The 25,339-nt window shown below is 40.2% G+C and carries 17 protein-coding genes; 8 read left to right on the forward strand and 9 right to left on the reverse strand.

Annotated features, from left to right (window positions below):
* Positions 1 to 177 precede the first annotated feature (177 nt).
* The gene (gene pncB / locus XYLOR_RS13005) at positions 178 to 1,383 is read left to right on the forward strand and encodes a nicotinate phosphoribosyltransferase (RefSeq protein WP_036880308.1); all 1,206 of its coding nucleotides are present in this window, start codon (positions 178 to 180) and stop codon (positions 1,381 to 1,383) included.
* Positions 1,384 to 2,497: 1,114 nt separating this feature from the next.
* On the opposite strand, the gene XYLOR_RS13720 is transcribed toward pncB, so the two are convergent.
* The 8 genes from XYLOR_RS13720 to XYLOR_RS13045 all read right to left on the reverse strand — a co-directional run bounded on the left by XYLOR_RS13720 (position 2,498) and on the right by XYLOR_RS13045 (position 11,716).
* On the reverse strand, positions 2,498 to 2,701 hold the full coding sequence (locus tag XYLOR_RS13720; RefSeq protein ID WP_084608624.1) for a 4Fe-4S dicluster domain-containing protein: 204 nt from the start codon (positions 2,699 to 2,701) through the stop codon (positions 2,498 to 2,500).
* Positions 2,685 to 4,262, reverse strand: coding sequence for a DHA2 family efflux MFS transporter permease subunit (locus tag XYLOR_RS13015; protein ID WP_036880311.1), 1,578 nt, complete (start codon positions 4,260 to 4,262; stop codon positions 2,685 to 2,687). Before XYLOR_RS13015 ends, XYLOR_RS13720 begins: the two co-directional genes overlap by 17 nt.
* Before the next feature lies 1 nt (position 4,263).
* Positions 4,264 to 5,337 carry an HlyD family secretion protein gene (locus XYLOR_RS13020; RefSeq protein ID WP_051509016.1) on the reverse strand — a complete coding sequence of 358 codons (1,074 nt, stop codon included), beginning with the start codon at positions 5,335 to 5,337 and terminating at the stop codon, positions 4,264 to 4,266.
* Between the two features lie 16 nt (positions 5,338 to 5,353).
* Positions 5,354 to 6,670, reverse strand: coding sequence for a TolC family protein (locus tag XYLOR_RS13025; protein ID WP_084608625.1), 1,317 nt, complete (start codon positions 6,668 to 6,670; stop codon positions 5,354 to 5,356).
* 329 nt (positions 6,671 to 6,999) lie between these two features.
* Positions 7,000 to 7,602 carry a TetR/AcrR family transcriptional regulator gene (locus tag XYLOR_RS13030; RefSeq protein WP_051509017.1) on the reverse strand — a complete coding sequence of 201 codons (603 nt, stop codon included), beginning with the start codon at positions 7,600 to 7,602 and terminating at the stop codon, positions 7,000 to 7,002.
* Between the two features lie 388 nt (positions 7,603 to 7,990).
* Entirely contained in the window at positions 7,991 to 8,827 is an 837-nt protein-coding gene (locus XYLOR_RS13035) for a CvfB family protein (protein WP_036880314.1), read from the reverse strand.
* A 1-nt stretch (position 8,828) separates the two neighbouring features.
* The gene (locus XYLOR_RS13040; protein ID WP_084608626.1) at positions 8,829 to 9,581 is read right to left on the reverse strand and encodes an ABC transporter ATP-binding protein; all 753 of its coding nucleotides are present in this window, start codon (positions 9,579 to 9,581) and stop codon (positions 8,829 to 8,831) included.
* A gap of 5 nt (positions 9,582 to 9,586) precedes the next feature.
* Positions 9,587 to 11,716, reverse strand: a complete 2,130-nt coding sequence (locus XYLOR_RS13045; protein WP_036880316.1) for a cation:proton antiporter — start codon at positions 11,714 to 11,716, stop codon at positions 9,587 to 9,589.
* Between the two features lie 123 nt (positions 11,717 to 11,839).
* Between XYLOR_RS13045 and XYLOR_RS13050 the strand changes: the two genes are divergently transcribed.
* The 5 genes from XYLOR_RS13050 (at position 11,840) to XYLOR_RS13070 (ending at position 20,464) form a co-directional block, all read left to right on the forward strand.
* Positions 11,840 to 12,850, forward strand: a complete 1,011-nt coding sequence (locus XYLOR_RS13050; protein WP_036880317.1) for an aspartate-semialdehyde dehydrogenase — start codon at positions 11,840 to 11,842, stop codon at positions 12,848 to 12,850.
* Between the two features lie 152 nt (positions 12,851 to 13,002).
* Complete coding sequence (locus XYLOR_RS13055; protein ID WP_036880318.1) at positions 13,003 to 15,420, forward strand: glycoside hydrolase family 2 TIM barrel-domain containing protein; 2,418 nt, start codon at positions 13,003 to 13,005, stop codon at positions 15,418 to 15,420.
* 104 nt (positions 15,421 to 15,524) lie between these two features.
* The gene (locus tag XYLOR_RS13060; protein ID WP_036880319.1) at positions 15,525 to 16,334 is read left to right on the forward strand and encodes a GSCFA domain-containing protein; all 810 of its coding nucleotides are present in this window, start codon (positions 15,525 to 15,527) and stop codon (positions 16,332 to 16,334) included.
* A gap of 77 nt (positions 16,335 to 16,411) precedes the next feature.
* Positions 16,412 to 18,886: a bifunctional UDP-N-acetylmuramoyl-tripeptide:D-alanyl-D-alanine ligase/alanine racemase gene (locus XYLOR_RS13065; RefSeq protein ID WP_036880320.1), complete on the forward strand. Its 2,475-nt coding sequence runs from the start codon at positions 16,412 to 16,414 to the stop codon at positions 18,884 to 18,886.
* A gap of 147 nt (positions 18,887 to 19,033) precedes the next feature.
* Positions 19,034 to 20,464, forward strand: a complete 1,431-nt coding sequence (locus XYLOR_RS13070) for an MFS transporter (RefSeq protein WP_036880321.1) — start codon at positions 19,034 to 19,036, stop codon at positions 20,462 to 20,464.
* Between the two features lie 127 nt (positions 20,465 to 20,591).
* Here the strand turns inward: XYLOR_RS13070 and XYLOR_RS13075 are convergent, their stop codons facing one another.
* Complete coding sequence (locus XYLOR_RS13075) at positions 20,592 to 21,329, reverse strand: nitroreductase family protein (RefSeq protein WP_036880324.1); 738 nt, start codon at positions 21,327 to 21,329, stop codon at positions 20,592 to 20,594.
* A gap of 896 nt (positions 21,330 to 22,225) precedes the next feature.
* On the opposite strand from XYLOR_RS13075, the gene XYLOR_RS13080 reads away from it, so the two are divergent.
* Positions 22,226 to 24,100: a fimbrial protein gene (locus XYLOR_RS13080; protein ID WP_245602023.1), complete on the forward strand. Its 1,875-nt coding sequence runs from the start codon at positions 22,226 to 22,228 to the stop codon at positions 24,098 to 24,100.
* A 60-nt stretch (positions 24,101 to 24,160) separates the two neighbouring features.
* Positions 24,161 to 25,318, forward strand: a complete 1,158-nt coding sequence (locus tag XYLOR_RS13085; protein ID WP_245602024.1) for a hypothetical protein — start codon at positions 24,161 to 24,163, stop codon at positions 25,316 to 25,318.
* The last annotated feature ends 21 nt before the right edge of the window (positions 25,319 to 25,339 follow it).

Below are 25,339 nucleotides of genomic sequence, written 5' to 3' on the forward strand. Positions count from 1 at the left end.
GACTTTTTACTTTTTGAACTGACATTATAAATATGAATGTCTCAATAGTTTCATTGCCTGCATAATCTGTACAATTATACATGAAAATTATAGTATTCGGAAAAAACATGTTACCTTTGGCATTCTGAATAAGAATGATGAACGAGAGATGTAATAAAAAAGGCAAAGAATAAACCTATGAAACAGATAATAAACCACTTCACAGACGATGACTTGTATAAGTTCACAATGTGCTGTGCAGTAATAGACAATTTTCCACGTGCAAAGGTGAAATATTCGTTTGCCGACAGAAACAACACTGTCTATCCTGAAGGTTTTGCAGAAAAACTGACAGAACAGATTGCTATGCTGGAAAATCTTTCTATTACAGATGAAGAAACAGAATTCATGGTACGTAAGTGCACGTATATTCCGCACTGGTTTTATAATTACCTGAAAGGTTTCAGATTCAACCGCAAATGGGTGAAGGCTTGGCAAGATGACGAAGGACACTTACACGTTGAGTTTGAGGGTAGTTGGTCTGACACAATACTATTGGAGGTGAAAGTGCTGGCCATCATTTCTGAACTGTATTACATTATGACAGGACAAAGTGAGAAGCTCGACTACGAAGCCTACTACGATAAGACGATGGGTAAAGCCGAACGTCTGTTAGAGGCAGGATGTACGTTCAGTGACTTTGGAACTCGTCGCAGAGCTTCGTTTAAAGCTGAAGATACGATAGTAAAAGCGATGAAAGACTGCTATGCGAGTCGACAGTGGAAGGGACGTTTTGTTGGCACTAGCAACGTATATCTGGCGATGAAGTACGACCTCACTCCGGTTGGCACGATGGCTCATGAGTTCGTGTGTGCTATAGGTGGAATGTATGGGCCTCAGATGGCTAATCACATAGCAATGAACTCATGGCGCAATACTTTTCGTGGAGCTTTGGGGACTTATCTATATGATAGTTTTGGTTGGAATATATTCAGTCTGAACTTCTCGGAGGACTTTGCAAATTTGTTTAAAGGTCTACGTATTGATAGCGGGGATAATCGTGAGGAGTTGCAGAAAATTGTAAATAAATATCAGTCGTTAGGCATAGATTCCCGCACCAAACAGGTGGTATTCAGTAATGGTCTTGATACTGACCGGGCTATCGAAATTCAGAAATATGCAAAGGATTTCTGCTTGCCTTCGTTTGGCATAGGCACACATTTTACGAACGATTTTGATGGTATTGAACCGATGAATATCGTAATAAAACTTGTGGCTGCAAAAATCACAGAGGCGTGGACATTTTATAATGATACCTGCAAGCTGAGCGAAGATGACGGCAAGCATACCGGTAAACCTGAAGTGATCGCACGTTTCATGGAAACTTTAAATATATCAAAATAATTTACATTATAGCTCGCGCTAATACGTTTGCTATGTAATAATATTTTGCATTATTTGTATCTTCTTGAAAAGTAAAAAGTCTCAGGTCTCAAAGGTAAAAATCAACTTTCCAATATTGAGCCAAAACAAGCCTAATTATAATATTATTACTTACGATTTGAAAGTGGGCAACATGGTTTATCGAAAAAAACTTTTGAGACCTGAGACTTTTGAGACTTTTTACTTTTCGTCAACAAACGGTGAATGATTAGACTGCCGGGAATGAAATTTGTGGTATCGCTGAAAACACCTGTATAAATAGGCTTTTCAGCGCAGTTTTTGAGGCTCTACTTTCGGCCGAAATGAAGTTTGTATGGGTAAACTCTTGCAAGATTGCGAGAAAGTTCGTACCTTTGCAAACGTTAATGATAACAAGCCGCGCCGCCACCGTCTGACAGATTGATCAACTGCCGCAGACAGTCCAAGCAAAGCTCACTGACATTGCCAATATCGGACAAGAATGAACCGAGTTCTGGAAAACACAAACTACTTCTCACGATGAGAAGAACCGCTCCGCAAACGGAGAAAACCATATGTTTCGGACATGAAACAAAAAATCAAAAAAACTTTATGCTGTTGATATTTATTTAAGTTTAAGCGCATAGCTGTATTACCTTTCTTGTGATGATTTTTGATTACTATTACAGATTTATTGCTATTGCTGGCGTACTTATCCATCTCCCCTCGGGGTGCTCATCTAAAACGCAGATGGGACAATAAAACACAAAGCTGACTATTAAGTTAAACGTCAGAGACTAATAATTGAAGTATAATGAACAGGCAATTTTAGAGAGGTGTCACGAAGTGACGGAGGATAAGTGATTATCCGTGATAAAAAACATTATATAATTTAAAAATCCATTCCCCTCAAAAACCGACAACTATGATAAAATACCAAGCACCCAACTACCGCAGCCAACTACCACTACTTATAACCGAACCTACAGTCATCATGGCATATATCGGAGGGTAAATTATTGTACAGCTAATGAAACATCGTAAAATGGAAAATCCCAAGAACGGATTCGCTAATAAAAACGATTGAGTACTTGGGATTCCTTTAATATAATGATATTTACAGATAACCGACAATTTTTATTGCATCGTTCTTACACGCCGATTCGCATCTGCCGCATCCTATGCAGTCGTCTTCGTTGATTGTGTTTATAAAACGTGACATTCCATTGTCTACCATTTTTAATACATTCCTGTGACAGGCACGAATACATCTCCCGCATCCCGTGCAGGCGTAACTGAAAAGACTAATCGTTGCTTTCATTCTTAGAAGTTTTAATCCTCTTTTTTAAGAAAAACATGAAAAATAATGACACTAGACTGATTACAGCAAGCATCCTGAAAGATGAGAGATAACTCAGTAATTCTGAATTTCGCAGAACTTCTGATCCTAACAAAGTGTTGCATATGCCGTCGGCAGTGCCGGTGCTCATTCCCGAACTTTGCAGCATGTGCGATACACCTTGCATAGTTTCGTTGGCGTTGTTAGAATATATGTTGATGTTAGACGACAACTGCGACTGATACATGGCCTGTGCATCTGATATGTGAGTTCCTATAAGCGCCAGACCTACAGCTCCGCCCAATTGCTTAGCCATATTGCCCAATCCCGCACCCTGACCAAGGTCGGCTCCGGTCAAACCTTGTATTGACATCATGATTACCGGCAGCATAAACAGACCTATGCCGAGACCTCTGAAGAGAAGCGGAACAAACAGACCTGAATATGATGAGCCTTCTGACTGGAAACTCATCCACGTGCCGAAGATGAATGTACATAAGAATCCGCATATTATAAGTAGTTTAGGGTCTACACCACGGTCGATCGCCTTCTGCGAGAAAATCATTCCTACGGTAGACAGGATCGCTCCCGGCATAAGTGACATTCCACTGATTGTGGCGGTCCAACCAAGGTTGATTTGAGCCATCAGCGGGAATGTATACACCGCAATATAGAGTATGGCACCTATGATAAAGTTGAACATGATGCCGATAGACAAGTTGCGGTGCTTTAAGAGTCGGATGTTCACGGCCGGTATTTTCTGTATCATTTCTGTGTATACGAAAGCGATGAGGCCAACTGCCGCGATGAGGCTGAACAGGATGATGATATTACTGTCAAACCAGTTCTTTGAGTTGCCCTCTTCGAGCACATATTGCAGACTACCTATCCCGACGGAGAGAAAGAGAATGCCCCACCAGTCAATATTTCCCTTTCGTTGGTAATTCTTATCGTTAGGTATCGTCAACCATGATGTGACGGCTGCCAATATGCCCAGAGGTACATTGATATAAAATATCCAATGCCATGAATAATTGTCGGTTATGAATCCACCAAGGGTAGGACCGAGAGCAGGACCGGCTGCAATGCCCATACCATAAATGACACTCGCTATGCCTAGTTTTTCAGGAGGATAAGATGCTACCAGAATGGTTTGCGACTGTGTCATCAGAGCACCTCCGCCAAGTCCCTGTATAAATCGCCACAATACGAGTTCCCATAATTCGCTTGAATTGCCGCACATGAACGAGGCTAGCGTGAAGATTAGAATCGACGCTGTAAAATAATTTTTCGTTCCAAACAATTCGGCGAGCATTCCGCTTAGAGGAATAATGATGACATTAGAGATGGCAAATGCGGTGATTACCCACGCTACATCAGTAGTTGAGGCACCGATACTTCCTGCTATATGTCGTAGTGAAACGTTGACAACTGTCGAATCTATGATGGCCAGTAACGAAGCAACGATGCATGTACCTACGATAATAATCCTGACAATTCCGGTTGGGTACTCGGCATTTGAAGTTGTAACATTATTTTGCATCTTATTTTGTTTTTACAGATACCACGGCATTCATTCCCGGCAAGAGTGATTTGTTTTCGTTATTATTGGCTATTTTGATGCGTACCGGAATCCTCTGTGTTATCTTTATGAAATTGCCGGTTGCGTTCTCGGCCGGTAACAAAGAGAACTTATTGCTTGTGGCAGCACAGAAGCTTTCTATCTTGCCCTTCAGTCTAAGTCCCGGATAAGCGTCAATCTTAATTACGGCAGTCTGTCCGGCTTTCATATCGTCTAGTTGGGTCTCTTTGAAATTCGCCGTTATCCAGATATCAGATGTACTGATTAGTGAAGCCAGTGCTGTGCCCGATGGTACGAACTGTCCCGGTTCAACATTCTTTTTAGATATAATGCCGTTGCACGGAGCTGTTACAAAAGCATGTTTGTACTGGTCTTTAGCCTGAGTAAGTTGGGCATAAGCCTGCTTGATATGAGCAAGCGCCTGCTTTAGTTGAGTGCAGTGTATATTAGTTTGAAGACGGGTGGTCGACTCTTGTGTGGCCATGGCGTTAAACTGTTTGTCGGAAGCCCTCTCCTGTGCCTTTGCTATCTGCCATGTAGCCTTCATGTTATCATAAGTCTGTTGGGTGGCAGCTCCCGACTTGTACATCTTCTCTATTCGCTGAAAATCCTTTTGTGCCTGCCACACTTTTACCTTGACCTGCGAAACATTCTCTTTGGCAGAGCCTGCATTGAAATCGGCTGTAGTCTCACCGTATTTTGAAGCCAATATTTGTTTCTTGCATGATTCCAGTTCGGTCTGGGCAGATACCACCTGAGCCTCGGCCTGCATTATCTGAGATTTCAATCCCACAGTGTCGAACACCACTACGGTATCTCCTTTTGTTACTTTCTGGTTATCCTGAAACATAACCTTGCTGACATATCCTGTGACGGCAGTTCGCAATGGAATGATATTCCCGTCAATATAGGCATCGTCGGTCGACTCCTGGCACCAGCCGTCGTATGCTATTACAGATCCCGAACACAAGACGACAACTCCCACTGCTATTGCTGCCATCAACATCTTTTTAGATTTCATATTTAAAGCTTTCATCTTCCTATTGTTTTTTTTAATTGTTCCTATTCAGTAAAGTTTTCATTTTTGCTCCGTCCATTAAGTACTCAATGTGATGGATAGACTTGTTGACCATAGCCTGAGCCTCGTCATTCAGTTTTATTAGATAATCTGTTAGCGTTATCGAACCGTTTCTCAACTGTATTGACGCTACATCTTTTATGTTAGAACGTATGTTTATAATCTTATCATCACTATTGGCCAACTCTCGGTTTTTAGCCTGATCGACATTCAGATTATCTATTTGTCTATTCATGTCGATCTCGTAGATAGACTGTTGATTTCTAGTCATTTCCTTGTCAATAGATATTAACTTTCGTTGGTGTGTATTGCTGTATAATGCGTCAATATTCCATGTCATAGATACGCCTACGATTCCTGAATAGTGATTAGAATAATCCATCATATTCAGACCTGGGCGCCCATAATATCCGTTGGCAAAAAGTGATAATTTCGGCACGAATTCTGTATTGAGTTCTTTCAGTTTGCAATCCGCATTCTTGAGCTGTAAACCGAATATTTCATAATCTGGGCGTGCCGAATAATTATGGTCAATGATATTTGCTGTACCGGGAAGTTCAAGCACTGCCGTAGAGTCGATAGGTTGCTGTACGAAAGAGGATAGTGTGATATACTGTTGGCGTAGCGACATGCGATACTCCGTCTCCTGCTGATTTAGTTGGATAATATTTGCTTCTATTTCTTGCATATCAGTCTTTAGAGATATCCCATTCTGGATGGCCGTTGAGACATCTTTCTTTCTTAATTCCAAATCAGTCCGTTTGAATTGAACCGCTTTGATTTGTTCCTTGGTAAGCAAGATGTTCTCAAACAAATTGTCAATAGCATCTTCTACCTGCAGCATCTGAGATTTTACCTGATTAGTCCTCGTACTATAGTCTAAATTGTTGATTCTCTTCTTAATAGAACCTGTACCTCCGTCGTAAATAAGTTGAGATACAGACAGTCCGCCTTGGTATTGCAGCTTTTTACCACCATCAATATTAATGCCGAATTTGTCTTCAATATCTTGCGGTATATTAATAGCCGAAATTTCAGATTGATAAGAACTCTTGACCGATGCAGATACATGTGTGAGCCATTCTGTGTCAATGGCTTTGGCCGACTCGCTGCCTTGTCTTTTTATTAAATCCAACCGATTGGCATAAGGGTATTTCTGATATGCCGAACTAATTAGTTCATCTAATGTGTAGTGCCTGCATGCCTGAGAACAGGCGAACATGGGGTAAATGATCCCGGCGATTAATACAATCCATTTGCCGAAAATGATTTTTTCTTTTAACGCATTCATAACTTTTGTTTCTATAATAACACTTCTATAACTATTTTTTTTATCCTTTTTTTATTCTGTTTTGCATCAGTCAAAGATCGTAGACCCTCTCAGTTTCGATTGATTTGACGATGCAAAGGTATATGTCAAACAATTACTATACAATACTTTATCGGTGAACCTATACGATAACATCGGTGAAACGAATATTTTTGCATCCCATTTATTAAAGCCAACATTGCTGCATCAAATATTCTTCTATGAAATGTACTCATTTATCAATCTCCTCATTAATGTTGTACTATATTGTTCAACAATTTTGTTGATTTTGGGGCAAAAAAAAGTTATACCTATTTGGTTATAACTTGTTCTATCATTTTGGGCAAATTCTTTTTCAGAACGTTGCGGTAACTTTCCCATTTCTCTTCATCCCATCTGAAAATCATCATATACAGTGGTCCGGCTATGAAAGGGAACATGCAAAGGCTAGAAACTGTAATGACGAACTCCTCTGAATCTTTAGTTGTTATTTCTCCATTTTCGTATGCCTCTTTTACTTGTTTCCTAAAGTTAGTACTACGTTTGTTATTCACAATCTTCTTAAAGAAATCGGGATCTTTTGACGCCTCATGAAGACCAAAAATCAGCATGTTTGGGTTGTTGTAAGCAAAATCCACCTCAGTGGCAATATAGTTTCTTACCTTTTCCTTAAACGAGATGTCAGAGTTAAGATTCTCCTTAAAGGTCTTGATAAATTGCGAGATAACAGATTTCATTGTTTCATGAGATAACATTTCTTTGTCTCTGAAATAATAATGTAGCATAGACCTGTTGATAGAGGCCATGTCAGCGATGTCTTGCATGCGTGCTCCCTGTAGGCCATCTCTCAAAAAGATCTCTTTGGCGGCGGCCAAAATTCTTTCTTCTGTATTGTTGTCTTTGCTTTTAGTCATAATTGTTCAACAAAATTGTTGATGCAAAGGTATATATTTTTTTTTATTGTGTTTCTTTTTTCTATGTTTTTAACATAAAACGCCTGCTTTTTTAATATTTCCAAGATTCTAGTTTTCAGTATTTTGTATTCTTGCTTTCTAAATATTAGATTGACTTTACAGTTCACTTAATATTAAAACATGTATTGAATGACATTATATAAAAACAATGAACTTGTGCATTCTTGCACAAGTTCATTATCATAAGTTTGTCACAAAAGTCACAAAAGTCACAAAAGTCACAAAAGTCACAAAAGTCACAAAAGTCACAAAAGTCACAAAAGTCACAAAAGTCACAAAAGTCACAAAAGTCACAAAAGTCTCAGGTCTCAAACTCTTAATTTACACTTCACGCCAACTTAATGCCATTGCTTTCGATAGTAATCAGATGCTTTTTATACAGATCGCCAATTGCTCGCTTATAAGCTTTCTTGCTCACCTGAAAGCGCTTATATATTTCGTCTGCATCACTCTTGTCACCAAGGTTGCAACTGCCGCCATTATCCTTAAGATATTGTAGAAGTGTGTCGGCGAATTCTTCTGTCTGTCGTCTGCCGGTAGGTTGTAGAGTCGCATCTATTTTGTCATCATCGCGTACACAGGCGATATAACCCTTCATGCGGTCGCCTGTTGTGATATGCTTGAATATCTGATCTTCGTAGATCAAACCGGCAAAGGCATTATCAATGATGACTTTGAATCCTAAATCAGTCTTTTGCCAAATCAGCAGATCTACTTCATCACCATTATTATAAGGTACTCTTTCTTTAGAAAGGAAATGTTCTACTTTGGCAGATGCCATCATGCGGTAACTCTCATCGTCAATTGTTACATAAACGATATATTTGTTGCCAATCTCCATACGCATCTTTTGTTCACGGAAAGGACAGAATAAGTCTTTCATAAGTCCCCAGTTCAGAAATGCGCCATATTCATTTACCCACGACACTTCAAGATAGGCGAAATCACCTACCTTAGCAAGTGGCTTCTGAGTTGTAGCTACAGGTCGCTCCTCATTATCTAGATATAAAAATACATTCAATTCATCACCGATTCTGCATCCTTCAGGTACATAACGTGTAGGCAATAATATTTCACCTTCTTCTCCGCCATCAAGGTACATGCCGAAATCTACTTCTTTCACCACCGTCATTCGGTTGTAGTCGCCTAACTTTAATTCTTCCATATTATTCCTCCTCTGTTTTTAACTCTCCATTATTTATAATTGCGTTGTCGGCAACATTCGAATCTTTTTTTGAAGCTATTCCTGAATCTTCCACTATTGTCTCATTTTCCAGCAGTCCGTCTCTCATTTTTATAGTGCGGTCAGTGATATGAGCCAGATTCTCATCGTGTGTTACGATAACAAATGTCTGTCCAAACTTGTCGCGCAAGTCAAAAAATAGCTGGTGTAGTTCTTGTTTGTTTTTAGAGTCAAGGCTTCCTGACGGTTCGTCTGCCAGAATCACGGCCGGATTGTTTACAAGTGCCCTAGCTACAGCTACGCGCTGCTTCTCGCCACCTGAAAGTTCGTTAGGCTTGTGTTGTGCTCGCTCAGACAATCCCATAAAGTCAAGTAGTTCTAGTGCTCTTTTCTTTGCATCACCTGTAGACTTTCCTGCGATATATGCAGGTATCATGATGTTTTCTATGGCAGTAAACTCAGGTAGAAGCTGATGAAACTGGAACACGAAACCGATATGCTGATTACGGAATTCAGACAGTTGCTTTGTACTTAGTTTACTGACATCAATATCGTCAATAACGATAGTACCACTGTCCGGTCTGTCTAATGTTCCGATAATTTGCAGGAGAGTAGTCTTGCCTGCACCGCTCGGTCCTACAATACTTACCACTTCACCTTTATCTATATGCAGGTCTATTCCTTTTAAGACCTGAAGAGGACCAAAACTCTTTTTTATTCCTTTAATATCTATCATAATTGTTATATTTTAGCATTCAACTTTTTCTTAAACCACTTATGAATATATTTATATGCATTCTGTTCTAGTGGTTGCTGCATAACAGAGAATGTCATAATATTCTGTGGCGCGCCATATTGGTCGGGGAATATCACCATGAGACTATTACTTCTGAAGAATCTGTTCAACTGTTCCGGCAGGCCATCGAATGATGGTTGATATGATATCGTGCCCTTTCTTGCGGTAATAACAACGAAGAGATGGTCTTCATTCACGTTGATAGCCAACTTGGGCAGATCTTCCCAATTCTCAAAAGCTACATAATCGGCCCTTACGCTATTATGCCGGTTTAATATGTACTCATTTATAAGAGAAAGAGTATCACGACTGCCGTGGAATTGTATCCTGCAATTCAGGTTGCCCGCCATCCTGCTGAGGCGTTCCAGCCATCTGTAGAATCCGGGTTCGAATTCCGCTTTCTTCGGCACAGCCACCTGTATACGTCTAAGGGTATTGATAGGTTGGATGCATCTCACCGCTATAATCTGTCGCGATATTTCGTTGTACAGATTCTGAGTGATACTGCCCCAGGCCCTCTTAGATGAACCATCTTCATCGTGCATACCTATTATTATCTCTGAAGCTGAATATTCTTTGAAAGCATGCGATATGCCATTGCTTATATTTGTTGCTATCCGGCTCTGTACAATCATCCTGACATTGGCGGCATTGGCTGTCATCTCCATGTGCTCAAGCATCTTTTTGCCTTTCTCCTGATTGTAGGATATGTTAAGGTCATCGAGCACTACATTAAGACCTATAATACCCCTGTTCAACTTGGAATTGCGCATCATTATGCCCAATTTTACCAGTTCCTCGGCCGTCTCATAATGTGCTACCGGTATGATGATTTTCTCATCATCACCTATTTTCTCTTCTGTGCGTTTATTCTTTTTAGTCAATGCTATCTTCTTAGCAGCGCGTTCGGTTGTGAACGAACTGAATATACATGTAACGAGTATCAGTATGATGGTACCGTTAAGTACATCATCATCAAGGAGCCTCTGTCCGCCGGGAAGTATGATATTGTATCCTACAAGCACTGCGGCAAGTGTCGCACCGGCCTGTGCGTTACTCAGACCGTATATCAATTCACGCTCCACACTCTTCATTCTGAATATCTTCTGTGTAGCGAAAGACGCAAGCCACTTGCTTGAGAGAGCTACAGCAATCATGACACATGCCACTTTGATAGTTCCCAGACCACTGAAAATGATATTCACATTGACCAGCATACCTACACCGATAAGGAAATAAGGAATGAAGAGAGCATTGCCGACAAACTCTACGTGATTCATCAACGGCGATATATTAGGAACATACCTGTTCAGGACAAGTCCGGTAAGGAAGGCACCTAGTAATCCCTCCATGCCTATAATCTCCATCAGTCCCGCGCCAAGGAAAGTCATGGCAAGAACGAAAATGAACTGAGTGACATTCTCATCATATCTCTGAAAGAAATGTCTCGCTATCCTCGGGAAAAAATATATGATGATAAAAAAGACAAGACTAATCTTGAATATCAACAAGAACCAGAACATGCCGGTAATATTACCCTTGAAAATTCCACCCACAATAGCCAGAACAAGCAATGTCAACGTATCTGTTATGGCCGTAGCTCCTACCGCAATAGTGACACTCTTATGCTGAGAAAGTCCGTATCTCAGAACAATAGGATAAGCGATAAGCGTATGCGAAGCATACATACTAGCCAATAGTACAGACGTCAGAACACCATACTTCAATAGCGATGTGTTGAGCGTAAAACCGATAATCATTGGTATCGCAAAAGCCAGAATGCCATGCGTCGACGTCCTGATACGGTTCTTTCTGAAATCACTCATGTTCATCTCAAGACCGGCCAGGAACACTATATAATAAAGTCCCACCTTGCCAAATAGTTCGAAAGAACTATCGTGTGCCAGGATGTTAAAACCGTGCGGACCTACGATTACTCCTGCCAGTATCATACCGATGAGATGAGGTATGCGCAATTTCCCCATCAGGATAGGTGCAAACAAAATGATGCACAGGACAATAAAAAATATCCATGTAGGGTCTGTAATCGGGAAATAATGCGGAAGGTTTTGCATAAAAGTTGCACAATTTATAAATGATGGTACAAAGGTGCAAAAAAAATATCACTTTTGCATGATATTATTACGAAAAGTTGTATTTTTGCAGCCGAAATTATTTTAATTTTTAAACATATTAATATGAGAGTAGCAATTGTTGGAGCAAGTGGCGCAGTAGGACAAGAGTTCCTTCGCGTTCTAGCTGAGAGAAATTTCCCTATGGATGATTTAGTTCTTTTTGGTTCTGAGCGTAGCGCAGGACGAAAATATAGCTTTAAGGGAAAAGACTACGAAGTCAAACTTTTGCAGCATAATGACGATTTCAAGGGTATAGACGTTGCGTTTGTATCTGCTGGTGGAGGCACTTCTAAGGATTATGCTGAAACCATCACTAAATACGGAGCTGTTATGATAGACAACTCAAGTGCTTTTCGTATGGAGAATGATGTGCCATTGGTAGTGCCTGAGGTAAATGCCGAAGATGCCTTGAATCGTCCGCGTGGTATTATTGCCAATCCTAATTGTACTACAATCATGATGGTAGTGGTATTGCAACCATTAGAGAAACTAAGTCATATCAAGCGCATACATATCGCAAGTTATCAGAGTGCCAGTGGTGCAGGTGCGGCAGCTATGGCTGAACTGCAGCAGCAATATGAAGAGATTGTAGACAATAAACCTGTAACTGTGAAGAAATTTCCTCATCAGTTGGCTTACAACGTAATCCCTCAGATAGATGTCTTTACAGATAATGGTTACACGAAAGAAGAGATGAAAATGTTTAATGAGACACGTAAGATCATGCACAGTGATGTGAAATGCTCTGCTATGTGTGTGCGTGTATCTTCACTCCGTGCTCATTCTGAGAGCGTATGGATAGAGACTGAACGTCCTATCAGCGTAGAAGAAGCACAGAAAGCAATCGCTTCGGCTCAAGGTGTGACATTAGAAGACGATCCTAAGAATCTTGTATATCCTATGCCTCTGGATACAGCCGGTAAAGATGATGTATATGTTGGTCGTGTAAGAAAAGACCTTGCAGACGAAAACGGACTCACTTTCTGGTTGAGTGGCGATCAGATACGTAAGGGCGCTGCTCTCAATGCAGTGCAGATAGCCGAATACCTCATCAAGGTTGGTAATATCAAATAGTCAATATTATTCCGAAACATATAAGGTCCTCTCTTTACGGAGAGGATTTTTTGTTTTATCATTATTCCATGTTTTTTTATCATTTATCAAAAGCATAAACTGAAGTCTTTTTATTAACTTTGCCGCACATATAACTATTAACAAATTAAATAATGAAAAAGACATTCCTCATTATCATTACCATATTATCAGCATTACCAATGTTGGCGGGTGGTCCCAGAGAAGAAAAAAATATAGATTTCGGTTGGAAATTTCATTTGGGTGATATCCCTGATGCCGCATTGTCATCCTATGATGATACAGACTGGCGTACTGTGGATCTTCCACACGACTTCCAGATAGAGCAGCCCTGGGTTGCTCCTGATAAGAATGAAAAAGCTGGATCAGACGCAGCCAATAATACACGCAGCCGACTCAGCGGTCGTGGATTCAAAGAGATGGGCATCGGTTGGTACCGTTACTCTTTTACCCCGGATAATACAATGAAAGGCAAACGTGTGCTTATAGATTTCGAAGGTATTATGTTGGTAGGTGATGTCTATCTTAATGGTGAGAGGGTAGGCGGAACAGATTACGGATATGTGGGCTTTGATGTCGATATAACCGATAAATTGAAATACGGACAGAAGAATGTTATAGCAGTAAAGGCAGATACACGTAATCCGGAGAATTCCCGTTGGTATACAGGTGGCGGATTGTTCCGCGATGTACATATGATTATTACAGACCCTCAACTGTATTTTACACGCAACAGTCTTTGTATCACCACACCGGTAGCAACAAGTACTGAGGCTGTAGTGAAGATTCAGGCAGAAATGGCATTTAATATTTCTAAAAGTCAGCCGCTTAATGTTGAGGTTAAGATAAAGGATGCCACAGGAAAGATCGTAGCAGACAGAACTACGAAAGTATCTTTCAGTCGTGCGCAGAAAGTGTGCGAACATCCATTGGATTCTATAGTACTGACCAATCCCAATCTTTGGAGTTGTGAATCGCCATACCTATATAATGCAGAAGTGACGTTATTCCGTCCGGACGGAACAGTGGCCGACTGTATCAATGAAAATTTTGGCGCTAGAACAATTGAATATTCACCATCGTTTGGTTTCAAACTCAATGGTAAGAAAGTTTTGTTGAAGGGTATCGCCAATCATCATACCCTGGGTGCTCTTGGCGCTGCAGCATATCCAAGAGCAATAGAAAAACGCCTGCAACTGTTAAAGTCTTTCGGCTTTAATCATATACGTACCTCTCATAATCCTTATAGCAAAGAATTACTGAACCTTTGTGATAAATACGGAATATTGGTAGTAGACGAACTCTACGACAAATGGCTGACACAGTTTGCCGGGGGCCGCGAAGAGTGGACAAACCTTTGGCAGATAGACGTACCTGAATTTATAAAGCGCGACCGCAATCATCCTTCGGTAGTGATGTGGAGCCTTGGCAATGAACTGCAGACCTATTGGGATTTGCCATATGCTGATTGGGGCGTAACTCCATATCGTATGCAGCGCGAATTACTACACAGATACGACACCACACGTCCTATCACAGTAGCGATGCATCCACGTGGTCGCAGTCATACGGCTTTAGGCGATTCTTTGCCGGCACCGTTGGCACTACAAACAGATGTAGCAGCTTACAACTACCGTTATATGTATTTCCCGGGAGACGGTCGCCGTTTCCCCAAAATGATCTTCTATCAGAGCGAAGCAAATGCAGCAATGATGGGACCAAACTTCTTTGAGATGAATCTTGATAAGGTAGTAGGACTGGCCTATTGGGGGATGATCGATTATTTGGGTGAGAGTCAGGGATGGCCGGCTAAGGGTTGGTCGCAAGGTGCTTTTGATATTTCTCTTGAACCCAAACCTATGGCCTATCTCCTGAAGAGCATGTTCCTGGACAAACCTACTGTTCATATCGGTGTGATAGAAGATGGAAACTCTAACCTGATGTGGAACGATGTACAGGTAGGTACAACACGCATGTCTGAGAGTTGGAACCGAAAGGCGGGCAGTACCGTAAGTCTTTATACATATACTAATGCCGATGAAGTAGAACTATTCTTAAACGGTAAAAGTCTTGGTAAAAAGAAAAATGAGATTGCTAATCCGAAACAAAGAGATAAAATTCGTTGGGATAACATACCATACGCACCTGGCCGACTGGAGGCTGTGGCAATAAAGGATGGTAAAATCGTAGCCAGGCATGAGATAGAGACGACAGGTAAGGCCGTTGCACTTCAAGTAATACCGGATAATAATAATTGGAAGGCTGATGGTATGGATCTTCAGCACGTACGTATATATGCTGTAGACAGTAAGGGTAGGAGAGTCTATGATGCCCAAGATCAGCTGAATTTCAGTATAGATGGCGATGCCCGCATAGTAGCTGTAAGCAATGGAGACATCGCTTCGGATGAATCAATGGTAGGCAATAGCCGTCGTCTGTACAATGGATCTGCTTTGGTCATAATACGAGCAGGCCGAAAAGCGGGTAAAGTAAAATTGACAACCGTTTCTGACAAATACCGTACAGTTGAGAGTAAATTTGCAACGAAATAAAAAATATACGTATTTACTTAATTACTGTTCTTTTCTTCAAATAAAATATTATCTTTGCAAGGTAAATAGAACTACTATGAAGAAGTTCATAATCAGTAAATGATATGGAATTCAGAACAAAAGTAAAAATAGAAAAACCTAATTTCGAGATTGCACCCTGTGAAAAGATGCTTTTTGTAGGTTCGTGCTTTGCCGACAACATAGGAAAAAGATTTCAGAAAGAGCGATTTCATGCTGTCGTGAATCCTGACGGTGTTATGTATAACCCGGCGAGCATACTGCATACAGTGAGTCGTTTTGAAGATATGATACCATCAATAGTGGTTCTTACCCTAGGTACTAATCACGTGTACATACTCAACGAGACCGGTGAGATAGTAGACAACTGTCGGAAAATGCCACAACATCTTTTTACGGAGCGTGAACTCTCACAAGAAGAATGTCTGCAGTATCTTTCAGACACAGTGATAATGCTCAAAAGCCGTAACAAAAACGTTAAAGTAATAGTCACGGTCAGTCCGATACGTTATGCAAAATACGGTTATCACGGCAGTCAATTGTCAAAATCCGTTTTACTTTTGGCAGCCGACGATCTTGTCAAGCTCTATCCTGAGATATGTACATATTTTCCGGCTTACGAGATTCTCAATGATGAACTACGTGACTACCGTTTTTACTCAGCAGATATGCTTCATCCTTCCGAACAGGCTATAGAATATATCTGGGAGACGATCAAAGAAAATTACTTCAGTGAAGTAACAAAACAATTCCTTATAGAGTGGAAACCGATACGTGAAGCACTGTCACACCGTCCATTTAATCCGGATTCACAAGAGTACAAAGACTTTATTTCACTCACCATGCAGAAACTTGAAGAGATGAAAAAAAAGTATCCCGGACTGAATGAAGAATGAATAAAAAAATCATTATTTATTTTGTTCTTATAATGGTTTGCCGTATCTTTGCATTCAAATAAAAAATAACATTTATAATGACTTATACTATTGAGAAAGTTACAACGCTCATTGGTGCGCGCAGAATAGGAGATAAAGACGCTAATATCGGTTGGATACTAACAGACAGCCGTTCTTTGTGTTTCCCTGAGGAAACACTTTTCTTCGCCTTACGTTCAGGACGTAATGACGGTCATAAATATATATCAGACCTCTATCGCAGAGGTGTTCGCAATTTCGTAGTAGAGGATATTCCGGCCAATGTACAGACCGTTTATCCGGATGCAAATTTTCTTAAGACAATAAGTTCGTTAGAAGCTTTGCAGCGACTTGCTGAGCGTCATCGTGACGAATTCAATATACCGATTGTAGGTATTACCGGCAGTAATGGTAAGACAATGGTCAAAGAGTGGCTCTATCAGTTGCTCTCACCTTCAATGGTAGTTACACGCTCACCTCGCAGTTATAATTCTCAGATAGGGGTTCCTCTCTCTGTATGGCTTCTTAATGAACAGACTCAGGTAGGTGTATTCGAAGCAGGCATCAGTATGCCCGGAGAGATGAATGCCTTGCATGATATCATCCAGCCTACAATAGGCGTGCTCACCAATATGGGAGCTGCACATCAGGAGAACTTTACTTCAATGGAAGCAAAATGCAAGGAGAAACTGCAATTGTTTCATGATGCCAAAACTATTATATATAATGAGGACGATTCTGTAGTTGATAGATGCGTTGCAGAGCGTGATTTTAAAGGTGAGAAGATTGCATGGTCTGAGAAAGACAGCAAAGCACCGATGTATATCAAGTCTATAGACAAGAAAGATATTACCTCTACCGTTAAATATAATTATAAAGGTGTGGAAGATGAATATTCACTACCTTTTATAGATGAGGCTTCTGTACGCAATTCTATTATATGTGCTGCTGTCTGTCTTCACTTAGGTGTACAGCCTAAACAACTAAAAGATCGCATGGGGCACCTTGAACCGGTAGCAATGCGTCTTGAGGTGAAAGAAGGACAACGGGGCTGTACTCTTATCAACGACTCATATAATTCAGACATTAATTCTCTGGATATAGCTCTTGACTTCATGAATCGCCGTCCGGATCATAACGGACGCAAGCGCACACTTATATTGAGTGATATTTACCAGAGTGGCGAATCATCCGTCAATTTATATAAAGAGGTTTCCGACTTGTCTTGCAAGCGCGGCGTAGAGAAATTTATCGGTATCGGACCGGAGTTGGCAGCCCAGAAGGACGTTATAAAGGTAGCTGAAAAATATTTCTTTGACGATTGTGAGAGCTTTATTGCCAGTGATGTATTTGCATCATTACGCGATGAAGTGATACTGTTGAAGGGCTCTCGTAAATTCGGATTCGACCAGTTGACAGAACTTCTGGAAATGAAGGTTCATGAAACAATATTGGAGGTTAACCTCAATGCCGTAGTCAAGAATCTCAATTTCTACCGTTCATTTATGAAACCTACTACCAAACTTGTATGCATGGTAAAAGCCGATGCTTATGGGGCAGGGGCTGTAGAAGTAGCCAAAACTCTACAGGATCATCGTGTTGATTATCTTGCTGTCGCTGTAGCAGATGAGGGAGTAACCTTACGCAAAAACGGCATAACAAGCAATATCATCATCATGAACCCGGAGATGACATCGTTCAAGACAATGTTTGACTATGAACTTGAACCTGAAGTATATAGCTTCCGTCTGATGGAAGCACTCATAAAGGCAGCCGAAAAAGAAGGAATAACAGATTATCCCGTACACATTAAACTGGATACAGGTATGCATCGTCTCGGTTTCAATCCGAAAGATGATATGGACAAACTTATTGACCGCCTGAAGCATCAGAATGCTATAATACCACGCTCTGTGTTCTCACATTTCGTTGGAGCAGACAGTGAAAACTTTAATGAATTTTCTGCACAGCAGTTTGCTATCTTTGATGAAGGCAGCAAAAAACTGCAGAGTGCCTTCAACCATAAGATTATCCGTCATATCGATAATAGTGCAGGCATAGAACATTTCCCTGAGAGACAACTGGATATGTGCCGTCTGGGAATCGGACTGTACGGTATAGACAGCATAGACAATCGTATACTTAATACCGTAAGTACTCTCAAAACAACGATATTGCAGATACGTAAAGTATCCAAAGAAGATACAGTAGGCTATAGTCGTAAAGGTAAACTGACGCGTAACAGCGTGATCGCTGCCATACCTATCGGATATGCTGACGGACTGAATCGTCATCTGGGTAACCGTCACTGCTATTGCATCGTGAACGGCAAGAAAGCAGAGTATGTAGGTAATATATGCATGGATGTCGCTATGATAGATGTAACAGATATAGACTGTAAAGAGGGCGACACCGTAGAGATATTTGGAAACGAACTGCCAGTAACAGTATTATCGGATGTTCTGGATACAATCCCTTACGAAGTACTGACAGGCATTAGCAATAGAGTGAAGAGAGTCTATTTCCAAGACTAACGTAAACGCTTACGTTGAATAATCCTATTTTTGAACGAAAAATAGGATTATTTTCATTATCTTTGCGAACGAAAGTGAAATTGTGTCCGTACACTAACCAACTTAATGACATAATCTTGAAAATTAGAAACAAACAAATAATAAATCATGAATACTAACGTAAAAAACTCTGGCTCGGTCATGTCAAAGTACAGATGGAGTATTGCAGCCCTTTTGCTGTTCTCTACCACTGTCAATTACATGGATCGAAACGTCATTGGTTATCTTAAAGACTATTTCTGCGACCCTAATGGGTTTGGATGGACATCTACCGACTATTCAATTCTTACATCCGTATTTACAGCATTCTATGCAGGTTTTACACTCATAGTTGGTTTCCTTATCGACAAGATAGGAACAAAACTGGGTCTTGCCGCATCATTAATAGTATGGTCTATTGCCGGATTCTTCAGTGCAGCAGCAGGTAAGAGCCTTGGAGCTCAGTTGGCAGCCCGCGGACTTTTCGGAGCAGGTGAAGCAGGTAACTTTCCTGCATCTATCAAGACTGTAGCTGAGTGGTTCCCTAAAAAGGAGCGTGCTTTGGCAACAGGTATATTCAATTCAGGTTCTAATGTAGGTGCAATGATATGTGCGCTTATCATACCTCCAATTCTTGCAGCTTGGAATCCTAATGTAGGTAATCATTTGTTCCTTGGTGTTCTTCATGGATGGCAGATGGCTTTCATCATAACTAGTGTAATGGGTTTTATCTGGTTGATATTCTGGCACAAGATGTATGCATCTCCTGCAGATATGTTGAAGAAAGGTAAAATCAATAAAGAGGAGTTTGATTATATCAATAGCGATGACGAACCTGTAAAAGAAGAAGCTAAGGCTGAGGCTGTTGTTCCTGCAAAGAAAGTTCCTTGGTATCAGATGCTTTGCTACCGTCAGACATGGTCTTTCGTTATGGGCAAGTTCATGACCGACGGTATATGGTGGTTCCTTCTCTTCTGGTTGCCTACATACATCAAGCAGCAATTCTGTGCAGGAATGTCTCCTGATGATACAAAGTATACAGTAATGATTTCAACATTCGTTGTATTCGGTATCGCAATTATCGGTTCTGTATATGGTGGAGCTTTACCAATGTCGTTCATCAATAAAGGATGGGCTACATACAAAGCTCGTATGACATCATTGTTAATTATAGGTTTCTTCCCATTGCTGTTGATTTTCACACAGACAGTAGCAAAGTTTGATGGCATGACAGGTCTTGTAGCAGCTGTAGCTGTTATAAGTATTGCCGGTGCAGCTCATCAGGCATTCTCAGCCAATCTGTTTACTACAGTATCTGATATGTTCCCTAAGAAGGCAGTTGGTTCTGTTACAGGTATTGGTGCGGCAGCTGGTGGTCTTGGTGGTGTCTTTGTTCAGATTACTGCAGGTCGCCTAGAGGATTTTTACCGTGCAACCAACAATGGTGATGTATCTACAGCATATGCTATCATGTTCGGAGTATGTGCTTTTGCTTATCTCGTAGCATGGTTGTTCATGAAGGTTCTTGTACCAAAGTACAAACCAATTGTGATGGATTAATTACTATACAAGAAATAAAAAAAGGAATTTCAATTAAGAAATTCCTTTTTTGTTTGTTCTATATTTGTTTTGTTTGCCATCAATAAGCATTAGTGAATATGAAAACAGATAGTAGTAGTCTTCTGGTCTAGATGAAACCTTGATTCTTCAACGCCTCCATAAAACCGGCAGACATAGTTTCATTATCTTTTTTCGTATATCTAATATCCGTAAATATCTGTGCAAGAGTTTCCTTGTTATTAATTTTAAGGAACTCAAGATTCTCTTTCATATTCTCTTTTTCATAGTAGTAACGGTCAATATCATCACCGGTATATTCCTTGTAAGTTTCATGATGTATTACAGATGCAAGTGGTAACTTGTCTGATAGTGGAGGATTCTCGTCAGGCCATCCCAAGGTTATAGTGGCTACAGGCATTACAAGTTTTGGTAGATGTAATGCGTCAATTATCATCTGCGGGCAATATATGGTTGTTCCTAAGAAACAATACCCCAATCCTTCCTCGTCAGCTAGATTACAAAACGTCTGAGTATAGAGTAGGGCATCAGTTGCCGCATTCATAAACGAAAGGAAGTTGTTATAACCTGGTACTGCTTTACGACTTTCGCACCAAACAGATGTTCGGTGGAAATCGGCACATATAGTTATTACGACAGGAGCACCTTTAACCATTGGCTGGTTAAAATGCGCAGGAGCAAGAGCAGACTTGCCCTCTTCAGATCTGGTTACAACAACGCTATATAGTTGTAGATTACCCATTGACTGAGTTCTTTCTGCTTCAGTAAGAAGTCTGTTTAGCAAATCTTCACTTACCTCTTTATTTGAGTATTTGCGTATACTTCTTCTTTCATTTATCGATTTCATAATAGTTTCAATTTGTTTGTCGCGTGCAAAATTACGAAAATAAACTATTTCGAACAAGAAAAAGTGTTCTTTTGTATACCTTTTCGTTTTGATGCTCCTGTCCTTACCTTTATATTATTAAAATGAGTCTGTTCCTACGCAGCTGGAGCATAGTTTTTACACTATCAAGGCATAGCTCCGGTAGTATCAAAGCATAGCTTTAGCATATTCGGAGCATAGCTTTTGAAAATAAAGGGTAAATTCATTAATTTTTTATTGTTTAGAGAGAGTTTTTCTCTAAAATCCTTCACGTTTTCACTTAATATCTTGATTTTAAGTAATTTGGGCGTGAAGGAAACCTTTTTTCCTACGCATTTCCTTCACGTTATTTATTTGATCAACCTTTGTTTTTTCGAAAAGTAATTTACTGTTTTGATTACTTGATTATTAATTTACAAATGTTAATGTGTTCTGTAGTGTGAAGGAAATGCGTAGGAAAAAAGGCTACCTTCACGCTTAAATAGCTGCATATAAGAACATTATAGATGCCGTGAAGGTTTTTTAGAAAAAACTTATGTTGTAAAGTTCAATGATATGGTAAGCTTCCTATTTCAGCAGTTATGGAGATGCTTTAAAGTGTGGAATGATGCTACTTTAAACCTGTTTTTTGTTTTATTGTTGTTCATTATTTCCATATTGTTAATCTAAATTACGTATTTTATTAATTTATCAAGATAAAAACTTGTTTCAAGTATAAATTAAAATTACCTTTGAAATTACAAAAATAAGCAGTTAAAGGTTATGATAAAATATTGTGTTAAATATGTTAATATGTTTGCAAAGTTGAATAATTTTGCTAACACACACACACACACACACACACACACACACACAATTTATATAGACTCTTAAAATTTTTGAAGAAGATATATTTTATATCTTCAAAAAATTGGTCAATTTTCTTTTTCTCGTCATTTTTAGCCTATTTAGGCAGCTATTTTCGTGCCCGTATTTTTGCACTCAAAACTGTTGTCCCGCTTGTTGTTTCATGCTTATTTTTTATCTCTTGTTCATCAGAAACGTTTTTCTCCGGTGCAGACTTTTCGGAGTCTTCCTTGATCCATCTGGCTCTGTCCTCCAATAAGTCAGACAGTACCGGTAATACAACAAGGGCGAACGGTACACTTCCTGCCGATAATGGTGGAACAGCTGGAACGAATGAGGGTTATCTAAATCATATATGTGCAGCACTGTTCAATTCATCAGGCAATCTTGTTACCCTTCATGAGTATGATTATGCCATTGGTTCCACTGAGACTATAGCAACCCGCAAGGATGCTACCCAGATGCTTGTATTTGCCAATGTACCCCAGGGTGCCTTTTCGGGTAAATACACCATTAATGATTTCTATGCAGTGTCACAGGATTTGGGCTATACCACATCTATAGATGGTAAGAGCAAGACAGGTGTAACTACAGCAAACTCTCAGAACATGAAATCTTTGCCGATGATGTCAGCAGTGCAGTCACTTAACTGGTCTTCTGGTACAGTCCTTAATCCAACTGTATCTCTTACCCGTATGGTAGCGCGCGTTGCACTGACAAGTCTTGCCCAGACCTTCAGTGGTTCATATACAGGTTGCAGCTTTACGCCTACAGAAGTCTTTATGTATAATGCAAGCAACCAGCTTACGAATTGGAGTACACAGACAGTTTCGGGTAATGTAAGCGGAGAGAATACAGGTGCCAATGCCAATACCTTATATATGGGCAGTGGTACAATAAGTACTTACAGCGGTCCATACTATTTCTATGTATTCCCTCATGGCAGTACTAATCCTACGAAACTGGTTATTAAGGGAACCTTCAAGACAAATAGTGGCAGCACATACACTACTTATTATCCAATAACAGTGAACAGTAATTTAAGTGGCAATATTGTATCAACAGTAACACCCGGTACGGGTGATTCAAAGATAAGTCCGAATACAACTTATGGCCTGTCTGTAACTTTAAATGGTACAGGTGTAGCAAATGTCTCCGATGAACTTACACCGACCAATGTTACCGTAACTACGAGTGTAGCCGGTTATACGAGTGCAACCGTTCCTGAATATCTAGGTCCAAGGATAGGTGATATCTTATATTCAGATGGTACATACAGCGTTTCTCTTATTTCAGGTAAGACACCTGTCGCAATCGTATTCAGTATAACTCCAAGTATATCAGATAGGGCAAAAAATTATCAAGGTTATGCCATGGCTTTGAAAAATGCGGGTGCAAGTCTTGCATGGGGGCCGCAAACAGGTACTCCAACAGGTGCAGCAAGTACCACATTGAACATTACAGATTATGATGGTCTTACATATACAAGTCTGATAAATAATAGTACATACCCTGCCGCATATGCAGCGGCCACATCTTTTAAGTCAACAGTTCCTGCTCCTAGTGGAACAAGTGGTTGGTTCCTTCCAAGTATTGGTCAGTGGTATCAGATATGTATAAATTTGGGAGGAATGTCAACGTCTTTTACAGACTATAGGACAAGTGGCTATATTTATTGGCTAAGTCAATCAGTAGCTTGTGCTAATGCTATAAATACATACATGGCTAAAGCTGGTAGTGGTATATATGACGCGTTTTCAGCAACGAACCAATTTTATTGGTGTTCATCTGAGTATAATACAAATTTGGCATATAATGCGAGATTTGACAGTAATGGAAATTTAGGATTGTATGGAACCCTGAATAAGACAGATACTTACTATGTGCGCCCCATTATTGCTTTCTGATCTGCAATAAATATTATAGCAAATATATCATAAAAGAATTAATTATAAAAACAAGAGACTATGAATAAGAATTATTTAATTATTGGAGTTCTGATGTCATTTTTGATGATGTCATCCTGCACCTCTTCTGATACAGAAGAGAAAACATCCAGCGGTAACCCCGCTATCGTTAACTTGAGCTTGGGTTTGCAAACCCGTGCCTCTTCAACCTCGGCAATGCCGACAAGTTCCGCTACTTATGGAACCGGTGAGGGTAAGGTTGCTGCATTTTATGTAGGCCTGTTCGATGGTAACCAGGGAAAGGTAACAATAGACACCCAGTCGGAGACTTCAATCTCCACCACCACCCAGTCTCGTAATATACTTGTAGCGGCTAACACGATAAACACAACCGGTGATAAAACAGCCTTTTCTGGCTGTGCATCCATGAATGCTTTCAAAGCCTTGACAGCTGATCTAAGCTATACCACAAGCACAAATGGTCAGTCAAATACAGCCCGTAACACAACAAACTCTCAGGCAATGACAGGACTGCCCATGGCGGGTGAGGTAGATAATTGTTTTGCCTCTTTTGCTACTTCAAATGCATCCAGCGTAACCGTTCCCCTTGGCCGCCTTGTAGCCCGTATAGACCTTAATTCATTGACATCTGATTTTACATCAAGTGCATATCCCAGTGCATCATTTGCTGTAAATGAAATATTTATGTACAATGTCAATGATATCTGCAGCTATGGTGGCACTCCAAGTCAGTCATCCACTCTTACAGAATCAGGAACAGTAGGCAAATGTGAACAGACAGATGCTACAGGAGCCATAAATTCCAGTTTAAACAATTATGCATACCTGAGCAGTGGTGCCCTTACCTTATCGACATCACCATACCTGACATCTACTACTCCATATTACTTCTATGTATTTCCACATTCCGCAACAAGTCCTACCAAATTAGTAATAAAGGGACGTTTCAAGACAAGTGGTACTGATACGGGTACGATACTCTATTATCCAATAATAATAAATGATGCTGCGATGTCTCAAGAAACAATAACGACAGACAATGACGTGGTAAAAGCCAATAACATCTATTCTTTGAGTGTTTCTCTAAAGGGCCGCGGTGTTACCGATCCATCCCAGAATATAACCCCTGCTACAGCAACCGTAACATTAACCGTTACAGACTGGACCGTCAATACCCAGACTGTAGTAATAAAATAGTTATAGACAATCAAGTGATTA

Origin of the sequence: Xylanibacter oryzae DSM 17970, from assembly GCF_000585355.1 — a bacterium.
GTDB classification, from domain to species: Bacteria; Bacteroidota; Bacteroidia; order Bacteroidales; family Bacteroidaceae; genus Prevotella; species Prevotella oryzae.